The sequence below is a fragment of the Kribbella monticola genome (assembly GCF_003261635.1).
Taxonomy (GTDB): Bacteria; Actinomycetota; Actinomycetes; order Propionibacteriales; family Kribbellaceae; genus Kribbella; species Kribbella monticola.
The window spans coordinates 133216-148770 of the sequence record NZ_QFXK01000092.1; the positions used below are offsets into that span (position 1 = coordinate 133216).

The following is a 15555-nucleotide window of genomic DNA, read 5'->3' on the forward strand; positions in this document are numbered from 1 at the left end:
CGGCGGGTCGAGGTCAGCCGGTGATGTCGGCGGCCAGCTTCTCGGCGTCCGATTTGCTGAACCCCGACGCGATCTGCACGTCGCCGCCCGGAATCGCCGACATCACGGTCGGGGCGCTCACCACGCGACCGCGAACTACGATCGCGAGCTGATTCTGCGGCGGCTTCTTCTGGGCCAGGTCCGCGGTGAGCTCGCCGAACAACCGGCTGCCGGCGGAATCCAGCTTGAGGTTCACGTACCAGTCTGAGTTCTGACCAGCGACCGCCTTCACCTGGGTCACACTGCCGCCGTCCAACTCCACCTTGCCAAGCGAGTACCGATTCCCGCCCGAATCGCAGGCCACCCCCGCCGGCGCGGCATCACAGTTCCCAGCCTCCGCCTTGAGAACCCGCCTGAACTCCACCACTCCAGCCGCAGCCGGCCGCCTCCCCGACGCACTGTCCGCCTTGTGGTCATCACCTTTGACAAGCACCACAGCCCCCACCGCCACGACGACAACAAGCACCAGCACGAGCACACCCACCAACACCAGCGCCCCGCGCCCCTTCTTCGGCGGAGGCCCCCCGTACTGCGGCCCGCCGTACTGCGGACCCCCGTACTGCGGCGACTGCGAACTGTCACTCATGGTGCGAATCTATCGCTGACCAGAGTCACCGCTCCCCGTTCAAGCTCGCCTCATGACGGCACCGGAGGTCTCCCTGCGCCCCCTGGCTGCGTCCGATGGGGACACCTACGCGTCCTGGAGTGAGGACCATCGCTTCTGCGAGCACGCCGGCTGGACCGCCGGCCTGCCTTTGACTGAGCATCAGGCACATTGGCAGAAGATCATCACTCATCCGAAACCAGACCACCTGAGACTGGCAGCCGTTGCTGGCGAACAGGTGGTCGGCTATGTCGACTTCGCCGGCGACGAGCCGCGGCGACGCGAACTCGGGTACGTGATCGGACCCTCCGACCGCTGGGGTCAGGGGCTGGGCAGCGCGGTCGCGCGGCTCGGCCTCGACTATGGCTTCGGTCAGCTCGGCCTCGACGAGATCTGGGCCGAAGCCGTCGACGCCAATCACGCCTCGGTTCGTATTCTGACCTCTCTCGGAATGTCTGAGACAGGTCGCGGCGAGGACGAGCTGTTTCTCGGTACGCCGAGCTTCTACCGCCAGTTCAGGATCGACCGCACTGCTGATTGAAACTTCGGTGTCTCTTGGCGCATCTAGCAGGTGTCCAAGGGGGCATCGTGAAATCTCTTCACAGCATTCGTCCGGTTCATCTCCGCCGACCTGTCCGCTCCGCATGACCACCACGGTTGCGCTGCCGGACGATTACACCTTCCGCCCGCCTGAGCCGAACGACGCCGAGGCGATCGTTGACCTGCTCTCGGCCTACAACCTGGCAATGATCGGGTTCGCCGACTGCACGCTGGACGGCGTGACCGCCTTCCTCGCAGAGCCGGGCTTCGATCGGGGCACCGACAGCTGGCTCGTGCTCGCCGGCAACGGCCTGCCGATCGGGTTGGCAGCCTCGTTCGGCTTGGGTGACCGGCAGGTGGTCCAGATCGACCTGACATCGCAAGAGCCTGCGGTGGCGGCCTGGCTGTTCGAACGGGCGACCAGCCGTGCCCGCGAGATGGGACACGAACGCGGGCACGCCGAGGTCACCGTCGACTTCTTCATCTTTCGTGCCGACGAGCCGCTGCGTGCGTTGTTGAGCGACCGCGGCTGCGCGTTCGGTACGACGTACCACCGGATGCGGATCGACCACACCGCGGACGTCGCCGTTCCGGGCGTGCCTGAGGGCGTCGTGGTTCGCCGCGGGGCGTTCGACGACGCGGCCCGCTCGGCGGCTCAGAAGGTCGTCAACGAGAGCTTCCGCGGTCAGTTCGGGTTCGTTCCCCGGCCACACGACGAGTGGGTGGAGGCGCTCGAGGCGCTGCCGACGTTCGACTGGTCCCAGCTGACTGTGCTGGAGGTGGATGGGCGGGCCGTGGCGGTCCGGCAGTGCAACGACGGATTCGTCGAGGAGGAGAACTGTGGACACATCGCGATGCTCGGCGTGCTCGAAGAGTTCCGGGGGCGGGGACTGGCGAAGTTCTTGCTGCGCGACGCGTTCGCCCTCGACACGGCGGCCGGGCGAGCCGGCACGATGCTGCACGTCGACACGAACAACCCGACCCCGGCGCTCGGCCTCTACCTGTCGGTCGGCATGAACCCCATTCTCGTCATGGACGGGCTGCGTTGCGTTCTCCCCACCGCCCGAGTTGGAAGCTGACGGAATCGGGTACCGGAGGGTCAGCGAGCAATACCTTAGGAGGTACTGCGATGAGTTCGACGAATCCGATGCCGCCGGTTCCACCGGTGGTTCCGGTGCCTGATCCGGACAACCCGGACCCCGGCAACCCCGATACCGCTACCCCGGACATCGGCATCAGGCCGGGGGACGACAGTCCGTTGCAGCAGCCGGTTCCCGAGCCTGATCCGGACGAGGACCCCAACGAGCAGCTACCCCGCGACTGACCATGTCCACCACGGCCGAGCCGAATCCGATCGAGCCCCTGGGCAGGCCCGAGGATCCGGCGACGCCGGGCGGTCTGGATCCGGTGCACCCACTGGGTACACCGGATCCGGACGAGCCACCAGAACTCGACGACGAACCGAACCCTGCCGACGAACCAGCGCCCGGGACGAACTAGCGCCCCGGCGACGAATCAGCTCAGTGAAGAACCGGCGCCTGGTGACGAAGCTCAGCGACGAACCAGCGCCTGGTGACGAACCAGCTCTGCGAAGAACCGGCGCCTGGTGACGAAGCTCAGCGAAGAACCAGCGCCTGGTGACGAACCAGCTCTGCGAAGAACCAGCGCCCGGCGACGAACCAGCTCAACGAGGAACCGGCGTCCGGGACGAACTAGAGCCCGGCGACGAACCAGCGGCCGGCGACGAACCAGCGGCCGGCGACGAACCGGCGCCCGGCGACGAACCGGCGCCCGGTGACGAACCACCAGGGCCTGAGGTGGGTCAGGCGTCGTCCAGCTGGTTCAGCACCGACGTGTCCGCCTTGACCCAGATTCCCCAGACCTCGGCGATCTTGCCGTCGTCGAGGCGGTAGACGACGAATTCCTGTGTGCTGATTTTCCGCCCGTCCGGCAGCACGCCCGTGTCCTTGAACCGGGACGCCAGCCGGTCGCCGTCCGCGAGCAGGTCGAGTACCTGCCAGCGATAGTCCACGAACGGTTCGACCATCGCACGCAGCCCGGCGGCGTACTGCTCGAGGCCGGCAGGTTCATCGTTGATCCGCACGTCCTGATGGACGAACTCACCCAGCTCGTCGAACCGGTGGGCATTGCAGCGCTCCATGTATCGCCGATAGAAGTCTTCCGCGATCTCGTGATCCACGACCTCTCCTTTCTTTGCCGGCAAGTACCCAAAGCCGTCGCGATCAGATAGTTCAAGCCATAGATAAAGAGGTGAACTATGTCTAGGCTGTCGCCCGCAAGCGCTTTCCCCGCGCCTTGAAGGAGGCATCGTGAGGCGATCCATCTCCGCGGCGGTCCTCGTCGCCGCCGCGGCAGGCAGTGTGCTCGCGGCGACCGCAGGCCTACCCGCGACAGCCGGCCGGTCCCCCGCCGAAGGCCTGCTCGCGACAGCCGGCCGGCCCGTGACAGCTGGCCGGCCCGTGGCAGCCGGGACGGAGCCATCACTCACCCGGCCGGCCCACAGCCCGAGCGACGGCCCCGATCACAGCCCAGAGCACGGCACTGTTGTCACCGGCACATATTCGACCGGCGCTGCACAAGCCTGGCAGCCGCTGCCGACCACCCGGATGGGACGAGACGAGGGCGGCGCTGGTGACGCCGAAGTCGTCATCGACCCGAGCACGCTGCGGCAGCGCTACTCCGGTATCGGCTTCTCCCTCGACGAGACGAGCGTCTCCAATCTCTGGAAGCTGACCCCGGCCGAGCGGGACCGTGCGATCAAGCTCCTGGTCGACCCGAGGACCGGCGCAGGCTTCGACCGTTTCCGGCTGACCATCGGCAGCCCTGACCTGATCGAGCACCTGCCGTTCTGGTCGTACGACGAACTGCCGCCCGGCGTCACCGAAGACTTAGACCTGAAGTATTTCTCGATCCAGCGCGATCTCGATGCGCACATCGTCGACACGGTCAAGCTGATCCAGCGCTACAACCCGCGTGCCACCTTCTTCGCCTCGGCCTGGAGCGCTCCGGCTTGGATGAAGACGAACAACAAGTTCACCGGTGAGGTCGCGCTGAAGCCCGGCAGCACCACGTCGTACTACCAGGTCGGCAAGTTGCGCGACGATGCCATCGACGTGTTCGCCCGGTACTACGTGAAGTACGTGCAGACGTACGCGAAGCACGGGATCAAGGTCGACGCCCTGACCCTGCTGAACGAGCCCGGTATCGACGTCGTCTACCCGGCGATGGACATCAGCGTCGAGCAGCAGCAGAAGCTGGCGGTCGCGATCAAGCGCGAGGTCAAGCGGGCCGGCCTGCACACAGAGCTCTACGTGCACGACTTCAACTTCTGGGACTGGCGCGACCCGAACAGCACCGAGACCAAGAACTACTACCGGATTCTCAACGATCCGTTGGCCGCCAAGGCCGCGGACGCGATCGCGTTCCACCCGTACTGGGGTGACCCGACGGTGATGCGAGACGCGTACGAGCAGACCGGCAAGCCGGTGCACATGACCGAGACCAGCGACCTGAGTCCCGCCACGATCCTGAACTACTTCCGGCTGGACGCCTCGTCGTACGTCATGTGGGCGCAGACCACCGACCAGGACGGTGGCACCTTGCACTGGACTCCCGCGCGGGACAACAACATCGACTGGGAAGAGGTCGGCCGTACCACGAAGTGGCCGAACCGGCTGGTGAAGGTCGACACCACGACGAAGACGTTCAGCGTCCGCGACGAGTTGTACGCGATGGGCCAGTTCGCCAAGTACCTCACGCCGGACGACGTACGGGTCGAGTCCAGCGCGAGCACGGACGGAATCGCCAATGTCGTCTACAAGGACCGCGGCAACCACTTCGTCGCGATCCTCGGCAACAGCAACGCGACTCCCAAGACGGTCCGCGTGCTCCTCGCCGGAAAGTCGTTCACCACAACGGTTCCCGCGAACTCTTATGCCACCTACCGCTGGCAGGGCGACGTCCCGTCGGCGCACGGCAACCACGCTCCCGTACTGCGTGCCGTGGCTGATGTCGTCGCCGACCAGTACTCCACCACGCAGGTACAGCTGTCGGCGACCGACCGCGATCGTGACCGGCTCGCGTATTACGCGACCGAGCTGCCGGATGGCGTCAGCCTCAACGCCACCACCGGCGTGGTGACACTTCACCCGACGACGGCTGGAGAGCTGAACCTGAAGTTCCTGGTCACTGATGGCGCGGCGCACGACGAGGTGACCTTGCACGTGACCGTCCGCCCGCACGGTACGCCGATCGGCGAGAAGATCGAGGCGGAGTCGTATGTCGCCCAGCACGGTTGGACCGACGGCGGCGCGAACTTCATCGAGAGCAACTCGGCGGCCAGCGGCGGCAAGAACGTCGGCTGGACGGCGGCCGGCAACTGGTTGCAGTACCGGGTGGATGTCGCCCAGGCCGGCACCTACGACGTGGAGTTCCGCGTCGCGAACGGTACCGGTGCGGTCGCACCCGATGCGATCTCGCTTCGCGACGCGTCGGGCGCCGTACTGGCCAAGGTTTCGGTGCCGGACACGGGCGGCTGGGCGGCGTACCAGTCGATTCACACACAGGTGACGCTGCCCGCCGGCGAGCAGGTGGTCACGCTGTTCTGCGAGACCGGCGGGTTCAACGTCGACTACCTGAAGCTGAGCTAAACCAGGTCCGCGTCGTGGGCCAGGATGGCGAGTTGCACCCGGTTGTTCAGCTCGAGCTTCCGTAGCGCGCGCGTCAGATGGGTCTTGACGGTGGCAAGGCCGAGATCGAGTTCGTCGGCGATCTCGGCATTGCTCTTGCCCTGGGCAACGGCCAGCGCGACGTCGCGCTCGCGACCGGTGAGCACACTCAAGGTCGTGACGGCCGCTGCCCGGCGGCCGTCACGATCGGTCGAGCTCACGTAGTCCATCAGCTGACGCGTCGATCGCGCCGACAACACGGACTCGTCGGCAGCAACGCGTAGTACGGCGTCGACGATCTCGGCGGGGGCAGCGTCCTTGAGCAGATAGCCGGATGCGCCGGCCCGCAACGCGCTGAGCAGGTATGCGTCGGAGCCGAAGGTGGTCAACATGATCACGGCCGGTGGATCCGTACGCCGCCGGATCGCCGCGGTCGCCGCGACGCCGTCCAGCACCGGCATCCCGATATCCATCAGCACGACGTCAGGCCGGAGATCCCGTACTGCGTCGATCGCCTCGCGCCCATCACCGGCTTGGCCGACCAATTCCAGTTCCGGTACGCCGCCCAGCATCGCTGCCAGTCCGGCGCACACCAGCGGATCGTCGTCGACCAGCAAGAGGCGAACTGTCATCGTGCGTCCTTCGGCCAGGGGAGCCAGGCGGCCAGGCGGAAGTCGCCGGACCGCGTCTCGCCGTGTTCGATCCGACCACCCACCAGCGAAGCGCGCTCACCGAGCCCGATCAATCCGACCTGAGACCCCGGCCCACCCAAGCCTCCGTAGCCACCCGAGCCGGCCGAGCCACCCGAGCCGCCGAGGTCGGATGAGCTATCCGGGCCTTCGAAGCCGGCCCAGGCGGCCGAGCTGCGCGAGTCGCGGGATCTGGGTGGGGGCAGTGGGTTGAGAATCTCGATGGTCAGCCCGTCGGCGGGTTTTCCGTCTATTGCGACGCGTACCGGTTGGCCTGGGGCGTGTTTGCGGGCGTTGGTGAGGCCCTCCTGGACGATGCGGTAGGCATGGCGGCCGACGGATTCCGGGACTGTGGTCAGGTCGATGCCGACGGCAACTTCTACGGTCATGCCAGCCGAGCGGCAGTCGGCGACGAGGTCGTCGAACTCGGCAATGCCCCGGCGAGGACCGTCGGCCGTGGAGTGCGAGCGGAGTACGCCGACGATTTCCCGCAGGTCGCTGACTGCATCTCGGGCACTGCTGCGGATGACGCCGGCGATCCGGGAGAGTTCGTCGGGAGGTAGCTCGGGCCGGAACTCGACGGCGCCCGCGTGGACCGAGAGCAGCGACAACCGATGGCCGAGCGCGTCGTGCATCTCGCGGGCGATCCGCTCGCGTTCCTGCTGTCGGCCTTGCTCGACTCGCAGCCTCTGCTCGGTCTCCGCGCGGACCGCTCGTTCGGTGAGTGAGGCCATCAGTTCCCGCCGGGTCCGCACGACGATGCCCCAGGCGGTCAGCACCAGACAACCCAACGCGGCGATGCCGACCGCCAGCCAGTACGACGCCGACCCGGCCGGCGGGTAGACCCAGAACTGAACGATGCCGGAGGCAACGCCCGCTCCGCAGAGCGCCAGGCTGACCTCCGGCCTGCGATGGACAGCCGCGCTGAACAGCGCCAGCACGCTCGGACCACCGACGGGCGGGAAGAACACCGAGAGCAGGATCAGGACGACGGCCAGACCGACGGGCCACCGGCGCCGCAGGGCCAGTGACAACGCGGATGCGATCCAGGTGGTGACAATCAGCCAACCCGGCGGGTCGAATCTCGCCGTACTCGCGACGTCGCCGAGTCCGAGCGCTCCGAGCAGGAAGCCGACCACGACGAACGCGACGTCAACGACGCGGTCCCGCGGAGTCGGCCGGTCGTACCCGGGCGCGGCCCGCGAACCGGGCGTGATCAACGCGGCGAGCATCCCCGCCTCCGACTGACTAGCCACCCTCCCCAGGCTAACGGTTGTTCCGCACGACGATGCGCCGGCGGCACCGGGCTAGGGCTGCGGTGGGCGGTGCCGGGGTCAACCTTTAGTTGCTGAGTTGATGCTGTTGGGGGACTCGGTGAGGGGGGTGGAGAGGCGAGGCTGGGAGGATGTCGAGCGAACTGATCCAGCCTCAGCAGCCTCCGAAGAAGAAGCGGCACCGGATTCGCCGCGCGTTCGGCGGACTCGTAGTACTGGCCCTTGCCCTCGTCCTGGTCTTTCTTGCCGGGACGAAGATCTGGGCCTGGCAGGACGGGCGCAAGGCGGAGATGACGACCTCCGGGCCCTACACCGCGGATCTGAAGTCGCTGAACAAGCACCCGTTGCCGAAGTGGTTCCAGGATGCCAAGTTCGGCGTGATGATCCACTGGGGCCTGTACTCCGTGCCGGGCTACGCGCCGACCGGGACCACCTTCAACAAGCTGCTGGAAACCCAGTACGACCACGCGATCACGCGGAACCCGTATGCCGAGGACTACGCGAACGCGATGAAGGACCCGACGTCGCCAACCGCCAAGTTCCACCGGGAGCACTACGGCGACGCGCCGTACGCGGACTTCGCCAAGACCTTCACGGCCGGACTCACTCACTGGAACCCGGACCAGTGGGCGGCGCAGTTCAAGGCAGCCGGTGCCTCGTACGTCGTGGTGACAGCGAAGTACGCCGATGGGTACTCGATGTGGCCCACCGCAGTACGGAATCCGCACGCGCCTGACTTCCACGCCCAGCGGGACCTGATGGGGGAGCTGGCCACCGCGGTACGCAAGCAGGGGTTGAAGTTCGGAATGTACTACTCCGGCGGTGTCGACTGGACGTTCCAGCAGAAGGTCGTGCAGACCCTCGGCGACTACTCCTACCTGCGCTACGGCGAGGACTATCGCCGATATGCGATCGACCAGATGCACGAGTTGATCGACCGGTACAAGCCGGACATCCTCTGGAACGACATCTCCTGGCCTACCGGCTCGAAGCGGCTCTACTCGCTGATCGCGGACTACTACAACACGGTCCCCGAGGGCGTCGTCGACGACCGCTGGCGGACGGCGTCGTTCGGCAGCCAGGTGATGAGTCCCAAGCCGATGCGCTGGGGATTCGACACGCTGATGAAACCGTTGTTCAAGAACAAGGATGTTGCCGACAGCATCAGTACGCCGGCCGACGTGCCGCACAGCGACTTCCGGACCCCGGAGTACACCGACTTCGACAGCATCCAGGCCAAGTTCTGGCAGCAGGATCGGGGGATCGGCGGCTCGTTCGGCTACAACCGGGCGGAGACCGAGGCCGACTACGCCAAGACGCCCGACCTGATCGCTTCCCTGGCCAAAGCGGCCGCGAACAATGGTGCCTTCCTGCTCAACGTCGGCCCGAGCGGCGGCGAGGGCAAGATCGTCCCGGCGCAGCTCAGCTGCCTGACCGGAGTCGGCTCGTGGCTACGCACCAACCGCGAGGCGATGAATGGCACCCGCCCCTGGACCAGGTCGTCGACGACCACGGCCGCCGGCGACAAAGTCGTCTTCACTGCCAGAGGCAACGACCTGTACGTCGTTGTCCTCGGCAACCCGAAGGGCGACATCGTCCTCAACGACGTCTCCCTGAGCGGCAAGGCGACCAGGCTGAGCGGCAACACAGCCGTCCAGCTGACCATCGGCGGCGGCAAGACGGTACTGAAGGCCGCCGCCGATGGCCGCTATGGTCCCGTCTTCCGGATCACAGACGGGGCCGGTCAATAGGGCCTACCTGACCGTCACGACCTGACCGAGATCGTTGTAGCCGGTCGCGGGCTGCCAGGTGCCGACGTTGGCGAACCGGACCGAGTAGGCCGGGTTGCCCTGCAGCCGCGGCGACGCGTCGGCGACCTTGAGCAGGAGGCGGTACCGGCCCGGTACGACGGGCGCGTTCACCTGTTGTGTGAGTGTGGTCGTCGTGCCGGGAGCCCAGCGGCGCGGGTCGACCGGCAGCGTCACCTTGTAGGTGTGCTTGGCGCTCTGGAAGATCAGCTGGACCTTCCGTGGGTTGTACGGCGCAGCCCAGCCGCTGTTGCGGATGTCCAGGCTGACCGTCACCTTGCCGTGCGGGTGGGTGCTGTCGGTGAAGGTCCCCTTCACCAGTTCGAAGCGGCAACCGAGTTGCTTCTTCGCGGTGGCGACGTTGTCGCCCCAGGTGCTCAGTACATCCTGGTTGTAGTCGGTGTTCAGGAACGAGAAGTGCAACCGAGCCATCTCTTCGGAAGCGGACGGCCAGTCCGATCGGGGCGAGTTCACGGCGCAGGTCTCGCCGCCTTCCGGCACATAATTGGTGTCCTGGGCAACGAAATCCTTGTCGAGCTCGAGCGGATCGCTGAGGTAGGTACCGAAGTCGTCCGGACTGGCCAGGAAGCAGTCGTTGTGATGTCCGATCCGCGCCACCGGCGACCCGTCGTAGGCGTGCGCGGCGTCGAGCCCACCCGCAGCCCCGGTCGGGAGACCGTACATGCGCTGTTTCATGTACGGCGTGCGCACCTGGATCATCCGGTCGAGGGGGAGCGCGCGGAGAAGCGCGTCGGTGACGGCCTTGCGATCGGCCCAGTTCTGGTCGGTGACGATGCTCGGGTCGGCCGGGTCGGAGAAGTAGTCGGTGTAGTAGCCCTCGCCCCACAACCCGATGAAGCCCTGCTGCACGAGCTCGATGACGTCGGCGTTCTCACGCAGGATCGGTGTCAACTGCGCGATGTGCTTGAGCACCCGGGCCACCGGCGCATCGCCGTACGGCGTGGGTGGTGGCCACCCGTCGCCGGGCAGGGCGTAGGCGAAGCGGACGATCGTCTTCACCCCGGCCGCGCGGGCGGTCCTGAAGTCGGCGCGGACCTTGTCCAGATAGGCCTTGTCGAGGACGTCCTTGCCGGCGAACTTCTCCAGGTAGAAGACCCGCAGGATCTGGGTGATGTTCTCCTGGGTCCGGAAGTTGCGCAATGTCGTCACGTCGAGCGGCACGTAGCCGGTGCCGTCCGCGTAGTAGTGGGTCTCGGTGTGGTGGTAGAAACCACGCTCCGGGTTGGCGATCACGTCGGTGGACGACGTGTAGGTCCGGGTGGTGGTCTTCGATCCGTTGCTACTGGCAACAGCAGCCTGAGTCGGCAGGACCAGCCCCAGCAGGGCGATACCCGCGAACAGTCGTTTCACAGCGGTCTCCTTGAATCAACTGACGGTGAGGGTGCGGAGGAGCGAGTTCATGCCGGTCGCCGGCTCCCAGGTGGACTGGTTGGCGAAGCGCACGGAGTACTCGGGGCGACTGGACAGTTGCGGGTCGGGCAGGTTGAGGAGCAGGGCATAGCTGCCGGTCGGAAGGCCTGCGGGGATGGTGAGCGTCTGCGAGATGGTGGTCGTCGAACCGGCCGTCCATCGGCGCGGATCGGTGTTGATCGCCAGTCGCTGGGCGGCTCCGGTCGACGTGTTCCGCAGTACGAGCTCGACGCTGTGCGGGTTGTACGGGGTGGCGAAGCCGTCGTTGTGCAGGTTGATCGTCACGGGGAGGCTGCCACCTCGCGTGGCGGTGGTCGGGAAAGTGCTGTTCTGCAGGGTGAAGCGGTAGCCGAGTCGTTTGGTGATGTCCGCGAGGCAGCCGCCGGTGCTCCACGAGTTGAGGACGTTGGGTTCGTAGTCGGTGTTCAGGTAGGACCAGTGGAACTGCGCCAGTTCGGTCAGGGCCGTGGGACAGCTCGACCGTGGTGGGTTCGTGCCGCAGGTCTCGCCACCCATCGGCACATACGTCGTGTCGGACTGCAGGTAGGGATATTCGACCGAGGTGTTCTCGTAGGTGCCGAAGTCGTCCGCGCTCGCCAGGAAGCAGTCGTTGTGGTGACCCACCCTGGAGAGAGCCGATCCGTTGTAGGCCTGACCGGACGTGACCGGGCTGGTCGAGTAGAGCGTCCGCTTGAGCTTCGGTGTACGGACCTGGATCATCCGGTCCGACGGCAGCACGCTGAGGATCTTGTCGGTGACGGCCTTGCGGTTGGCCCAGTCGGCGGCGCTGATCACGCCGGCGTTGCCGAAGTTCTTGGTGTAGTACCACTCGCCCCAGGCGCCGATGAAGCCCGCCTGCATCACGGTGATCACGTCCTTGTTGCTGCTCAGGTAAGGCGCGAGCTGGTCGAGGTGGGACTTCACGCGGGACAAGGGCGCGTCGTCTCCGCTGGTCGAAGTGGTGTAGGCGAACCGCAGTACGACCTTGAGGCCGGCTGCCCGGACGGTCGCGAGCTGCTGCTGGAGATGATCCAGTGCGGACTGCGCGATCGCCGAGTTCTTGTACTCCGCGAGGTAGAAGATGCACATCACCAGCGAGATGCCCTGGCCGGTGCGATAGCTCTGCAGAGTGGCGAGCGAGAAGTCCGTCTTGTCGCAGTCTCCGGTGTGGTGGTAGAGCCCGCGCTCGGGGTTGGCGAAGTTGTCGGTCGCCGGCGTGTAGGTCAGCGGAGTCCCGGGGTCATCGGTTGCCGGGAGCGCGCTGGTGGTTGCGTGGGCGGGGAAGACGACGGCGAGGGTGGCAGCGAGCACGGCGGCGAGCAGTTCGAGTGGGCGGAGAGATTTCATGGCGGTGTCCTTCTGGGGCGGCGGAAGGGGTCAGCCTTTGATGCCGGAGGTGGCTATCCCTTGGATGAACTGGCGTTGCAGGACGGTGAAGACGGCGATGATGGGCAGGGAGGCGAGCAGCGATCCGGCCATCAGGACGGGGTAGTCGGTCTGGAACTGTCCTTGAAGGGAGGCGAGGCCGGCCGACAGCGTCATCTTGCCGGGGTCGGTGTTCACGACCAGCGGCCAGAACAGGTCGTTCCAGGACCAGAGCAGGACCAGCAGGGCGAGTGCGACCAGGCCGGGACGGGCCAGCGGCAGCACGATCGACCAGTAGATGCGTACCGGTCCGGCGCCGTCGATCGCCGCGGCCTCCTCGAGTTCCTTGGGCAGACCGAGAAAGAACTGCCGGAGCAGGAAGACGCCAAACGCGCTGAACAGACCCGGAACCACCAACGCCTGCAGGGAATTGAGCCAGCCGAGCGAGGAGATGATCTGGTACTGCGGAATGATGAACAGCTGCGGCGGCACCATCAGCACCGAGAGCAGGATCCCGAAGAGCACATTGCGTCCGGGGAACCGCAGCCGGGCGAACGCATAGGCGGCCATCGAGCAGAACAGCACCTGCCCGATCGTGCGCAGCCCGGCCATCAGCACGGTGTTGAGGAACTGATGACCGAACGGCAGAACGTCGAAGACCTTGCCGTAGTTGTCCCAGCGGCCCTCGGGCAGCAGCGACGGCGGAACTTTCGTTGCATTGCTCAACGACTTGAGTGAGGTGACGATCTGCCAGCAGAACGGCGCCACCATCGCAAGCGCGGCGGCGATCAGAATGGTGTGCACCCCGAGGTTCTTACGCATAGTGCACCCACCTCTTCTGGAACCGGAACTGCACGGCGGTCAGGACGACGATGACGAGCAGCAGCATCATCACGATCGCTGCCGCGTAACCACGGTCGTTCGTCACGAACGCCCGGTCGTAGAACAACTGGACGACGGTCTCCAGTCGCGGGAACGCAGGATTCGCCCGGGCGCCCGCGCCGGAGCCTGCCATCACGTAGACCAGGTCGAACAGTTGCAAGGAACCGATCACCGAGACCACCGACACGAAGAACGCCGTCGGCGAGAGCAGCGGCAGCGTGACGCTGAAGAACTGGCGGAACGGGCCGGCGCCGTCGATGGCGGCCGCCTCGTAGTACTCCTTGGGGATCGCCTGCAGCCCGGCCAGGAAGATGATCAGGTTGTAGCCGACGCTGCTCCAGACGCCGACGACGACCAACGCGTACAGGGCGGTCGCCGGATCGGCGACCCAGTTCGGTCCGTCGATCCCGATCAGCGACAGCAGGTAGTTGATGAGCCCGTAATCGCCGTTGTAGAGCCACCGCCACACCATCGCGATCGCTACCGGCATCGTGACGACGGGAAGGAAGAACAGCGTGCGGTAGAACCCGACGAACCGCATGCCCTTGCGGTTGAGCAGGACGGCGAAACCGATCGCCAACGGGATGCTGAGCAGGCCGAGGCCGGTATAGGTCAGCGTGTTGACCAACGCCCGGCCGACCTCGGGATCGCTGCTCAGCCGTCGGTAGTTGTCGAGACCGGTCCAGGTGTGGCCGCCGAACGCACCCCACTCGGTGAGTGAGAAGTACGCCGTCTGCAGGACCGGCCAGAGGTAGAAGACAGCGATCCCCAGGCCGGTCGGAGCGATGAAGGCGTAGCCCCACAACGCCTCTTTCCGGCGGCTGGGGCCTCGCCCCCGCCGCGGTGCCCGGCCTCTCCGCCATCCACCGCGCTCCGCTCCGCGCCGCGCACCCGCGGTCGCGGATCGGTGCGGTGGGGTCATCGTCGTGGTCATTCCTTCGCCAGCAACGTGTCCATGGCCTGGGCGAGCTCTGTGGCGGCCTTGTCGATCGGCTCTTGACCGGTCCAGGCCTTGGTGAGGTAGGTGAGCTCGGCCTCGTTCCACGCCGCGGTGTTCTTCGACACCGGGAACGGCACCGCGTAGCTCACCGAGTCGAGGAAGGTCTGGAGCTTGAGCTCGGGATGCGCCTTGACCCACGCGGTCTGCGTGCCGTCGTACGCCGGGATGGGCCCCTTCTGGCCAAGGATCTCCGCGGCCTGCTTCGAGCCGAGGTAGCGGACGAACTCCCAGGCCTGGTCGGGGTGCGACGTCTTGGTGGAGACGACGTTCGCCACCCCGTGGATGATGGTGGCCTGCTTCTCGCCGCGGGGGAGCGGGGCGACGTCGACCTTGCCCTTGGTATAGCTGTTCGCGGTGAACTCGGAGACGTTCCACGAGCCGCCCCAGTACATCGCGATCTTGCCGGCCTCGAACAGCTGGATCGGAGTGGTGTCGGTCATCGTCTTCAGGTCGGGCGAGGACTTGTTCTCGATCAGGTCGGTCCAGAACTTCAGGCCGGCAATGGTCTTCGGGTCGCTGTAGCCGGACTTCTTGCCGTCCGGCGAGATGACGTAGCCGCCGGCCTGCGCGATCGTGTCGTACTGGTACTCCTGGAAGCTGCCCAGTTGGGCCGCGGTGCCGTAGACGCCCTTGGCCGGGTCACTGAGTTTCGCCGCGGTGTCGGTGAAGTCCGCCCAGGTCCAATCGTCCTTCGGATACGGGAGTTTCTTCGCGTCGAAGAGCTTTTTGTTGTACCAGACCGCGACGGTGTCCATGTCCTTCGGCAGACCGTACGGCTTGCCCTCGAAGGTGTAGAGGTCGGTCAGTGGCTTGGGGTAGACCGACAGGTCCGCGTCGCCCGGCATCGGCGCGATCACCTTGTTCGAGGCGTAGAGCTGGAAGTTCGGGCCGTTCATCCAGAAGACGTCCGGCGCCGCACCACCGGTCACCGCGGCCTTGAGCTTGGTCCAGTAGTCGGCCCACGGTGTCAGCTGCACCTGGACGGTGATGTTCGGGTGGGTCTTGGTGAACTCAGTGGCCAGCGTCTCCATCACCGGCTTCTGGTTGGCGTCCCAGACGCCGTACGACAGGGTGACCTTCGCGTTCGGGTCGGCGGCGGCTGCCTTGCCGTCACCGCCGCCCGAACAGGCCGACACGGCCAGCATCGTCGCGAGCGCGACCGCGCCCAGCCTCTTCGACATCCACATCCTGGTCCTCCAGACACATCCCGGTGATTGGGATTAATCATGGAGTCC

14 protein-coding genes are annotated in these 15555 nt (G+C 66.2%); 5 read left to right on the plus strand and 9 right to left on the minus strand.

What is annotated here, in order from left to right; genetic code table 11:
* Positions 1-13: 13 nt before the first annotated feature.
* Complete coding sequence (locus DIZ26_RS36920; protein ID WP_112249220.1) at positions 14-625, minus strand: SecDF P1 head subdomain-containing protein; 612 nt, start codon at positions 623-625, stop codon at positions 14-16.
* A 52-nt stretch (positions 626-677) separates the two neighbouring features.
* Between DIZ26_RS36920 and DIZ26_RS36925 the strand changes: the two genes are divergently transcribed.
* The 3 genes from DIZ26_RS36925 (at position 678) to DIZ26_RS36935 (ending at position 2507) form a co-directional block, all read left to right on the plus strand.
* Complete coding sequence (locus DIZ26_RS36925) at positions 678-1184, plus strand: GNAT family N-acetyltransferase (RefSeq protein WP_112249221.1); 507 nt, start codon at positions 678-680, stop codon at positions 1182-1184.
* Between the two features lie 103 nt (positions 1185-1287).
* The gene (locus tag DIZ26_RS36930; RefSeq protein ID WP_112249222.1) at positions 1288-2262 is read left to right on the plus strand and encodes a GNAT family N-acetyltransferase; all 975 of its coding nucleotides are present in this window, start codon (positions 1288-1290) and stop codon (positions 2260-2262) included.
* A gap of 50 nt (positions 2263-2312) precedes the next feature.
* Positions 2313-2507 (plus strand): hypothetical protein, encoded by a 195-nt coding sequence (locus tag DIZ26_RS36935; protein WP_112249223.1) that lies wholly within the window; start codon positions 2313-2315, stop codon positions 2505-2507.
* Positions 2508-3005: 498 nt separating this feature from the next.
* Here the strand turns inward: DIZ26_RS36935 and DIZ26_RS36940 are convergent, their stop codons facing one another.
* The gene (locus DIZ26_RS36940; RefSeq protein ID WP_232828961.1) at positions 3006-3383 is read right to left on the minus strand and encodes an ester cyclase; all 378 of its coding nucleotides are present in this window, start codon (positions 3381-3383) and stop codon (positions 3006-3008) included.
* Between the two features lie 130 nt (positions 3384-3513).
* Here DIZ26_RS36940 and DIZ26_RS36945 point away from each other — a divergent pair, with 130 nt between their 5' ends.
* On the plus strand, positions 3514-5853 hold the full coding sequence (locus DIZ26_RS36945) for a carbohydrate-binding protein (protein ID WP_198676487.1): 2340 nt from the start codon (positions 3514-3516) through the stop codon (positions 5851-5853).
* On the opposite strand, the gene DIZ26_RS36950 is transcribed toward DIZ26_RS36945, so the two are convergent.
* Entirely contained in the window at positions 5850-6503 is a 654-nt protein-coding gene (locus DIZ26_RS36950) for a response regulator (RefSeq protein WP_112249224.1), read from the minus strand. The two genes, DIZ26_RS36945 and DIZ26_RS36950, sit on opposite strands and share 4 nt — an antisense overlap.
* Positions 6500-7816, minus strand: coding sequence for a sensor histidine kinase (locus DIZ26_RS36955; protein ID WP_157979941.1), 1317 nt, complete (start codon positions 7814-7816; stop codon positions 6500-6502). The genes DIZ26_RS36950 and DIZ26_RS36955 overlap by 4 nt, the downstream gene beginning before the upstream one ends.
* A gap of 149 nt (positions 7817-7965) precedes the next feature.
* Here DIZ26_RS36955 and DIZ26_RS36960 point away from each other — a divergent pair, with 149 nt between their 5' ends.
* Complete coding sequence (locus tag DIZ26_RS36960; protein ID WP_112249226.1) at positions 7966-9585, plus strand: alpha-L-fucosidase; 1620 nt, start codon at positions 7966-7968, stop codon at positions 9583-9585.
* 3 nt (positions 9586-9588) lie between these two features.
* On the opposite strand, the gene DIZ26_RS36965 is transcribed toward DIZ26_RS36960, so the two are convergent.
* The 5 genes from DIZ26_RS36965 to DIZ26_RS36985 are packed head-to-tail and all read right to left on the minus strand — an operon-like array spanning position 9589 to position 15501.
* Positions 9589-11013, minus strand: a complete 1425-nt coding sequence (locus tag DIZ26_RS36965; RefSeq protein WP_112249227.1) for a DUF4832 domain-containing protein — start codon at positions 11011-11013, stop codon at positions 9589-9591.
* 15 nt (positions 11014-11028) lie between these two features.
* On the minus strand, positions 11029-12420 hold the full coding sequence (locus tag DIZ26_RS36970; RefSeq protein ID WP_112249228.1) for a DUF4832 domain-containing protein: 1392 nt from the start codon (positions 12418-12420) through the stop codon (positions 11029-11031).
* A 30-nt stretch (positions 12421-12450) separates the two neighbouring features.
* On the minus strand, positions 12451-13260 hold the full coding sequence (locus tag DIZ26_RS36975) for a carbohydrate ABC transporter permease (RefSeq protein ID WP_112249229.1): 810 nt from the start codon (positions 13258-13260) through the stop codon (positions 12451-12453).
* Complete coding sequence (locus DIZ26_RS36980) at positions 13253-14254, minus strand: carbohydrate ABC transporter permease (RefSeq protein WP_232828963.1); 1002 nt, start codon at positions 14252-14254, stop codon at positions 13253-13255. Before DIZ26_RS36980 ends, DIZ26_RS36975 begins: the two co-directional genes overlap by 8 nt.
* Positions 14251-15501: an ABC transporter substrate-binding protein gene (locus tag DIZ26_RS36985; protein WP_112249284.1), complete on the minus strand. Its 1251-nt coding sequence runs from the start codon at positions 15499-15501 to the stop codon at positions 14251-14253. The genes DIZ26_RS36980 and DIZ26_RS36985 overlap by 4 nt, the downstream gene beginning before the upstream one ends.
* Positions 15502-15555: the final 54 nt, after the last annotated feature.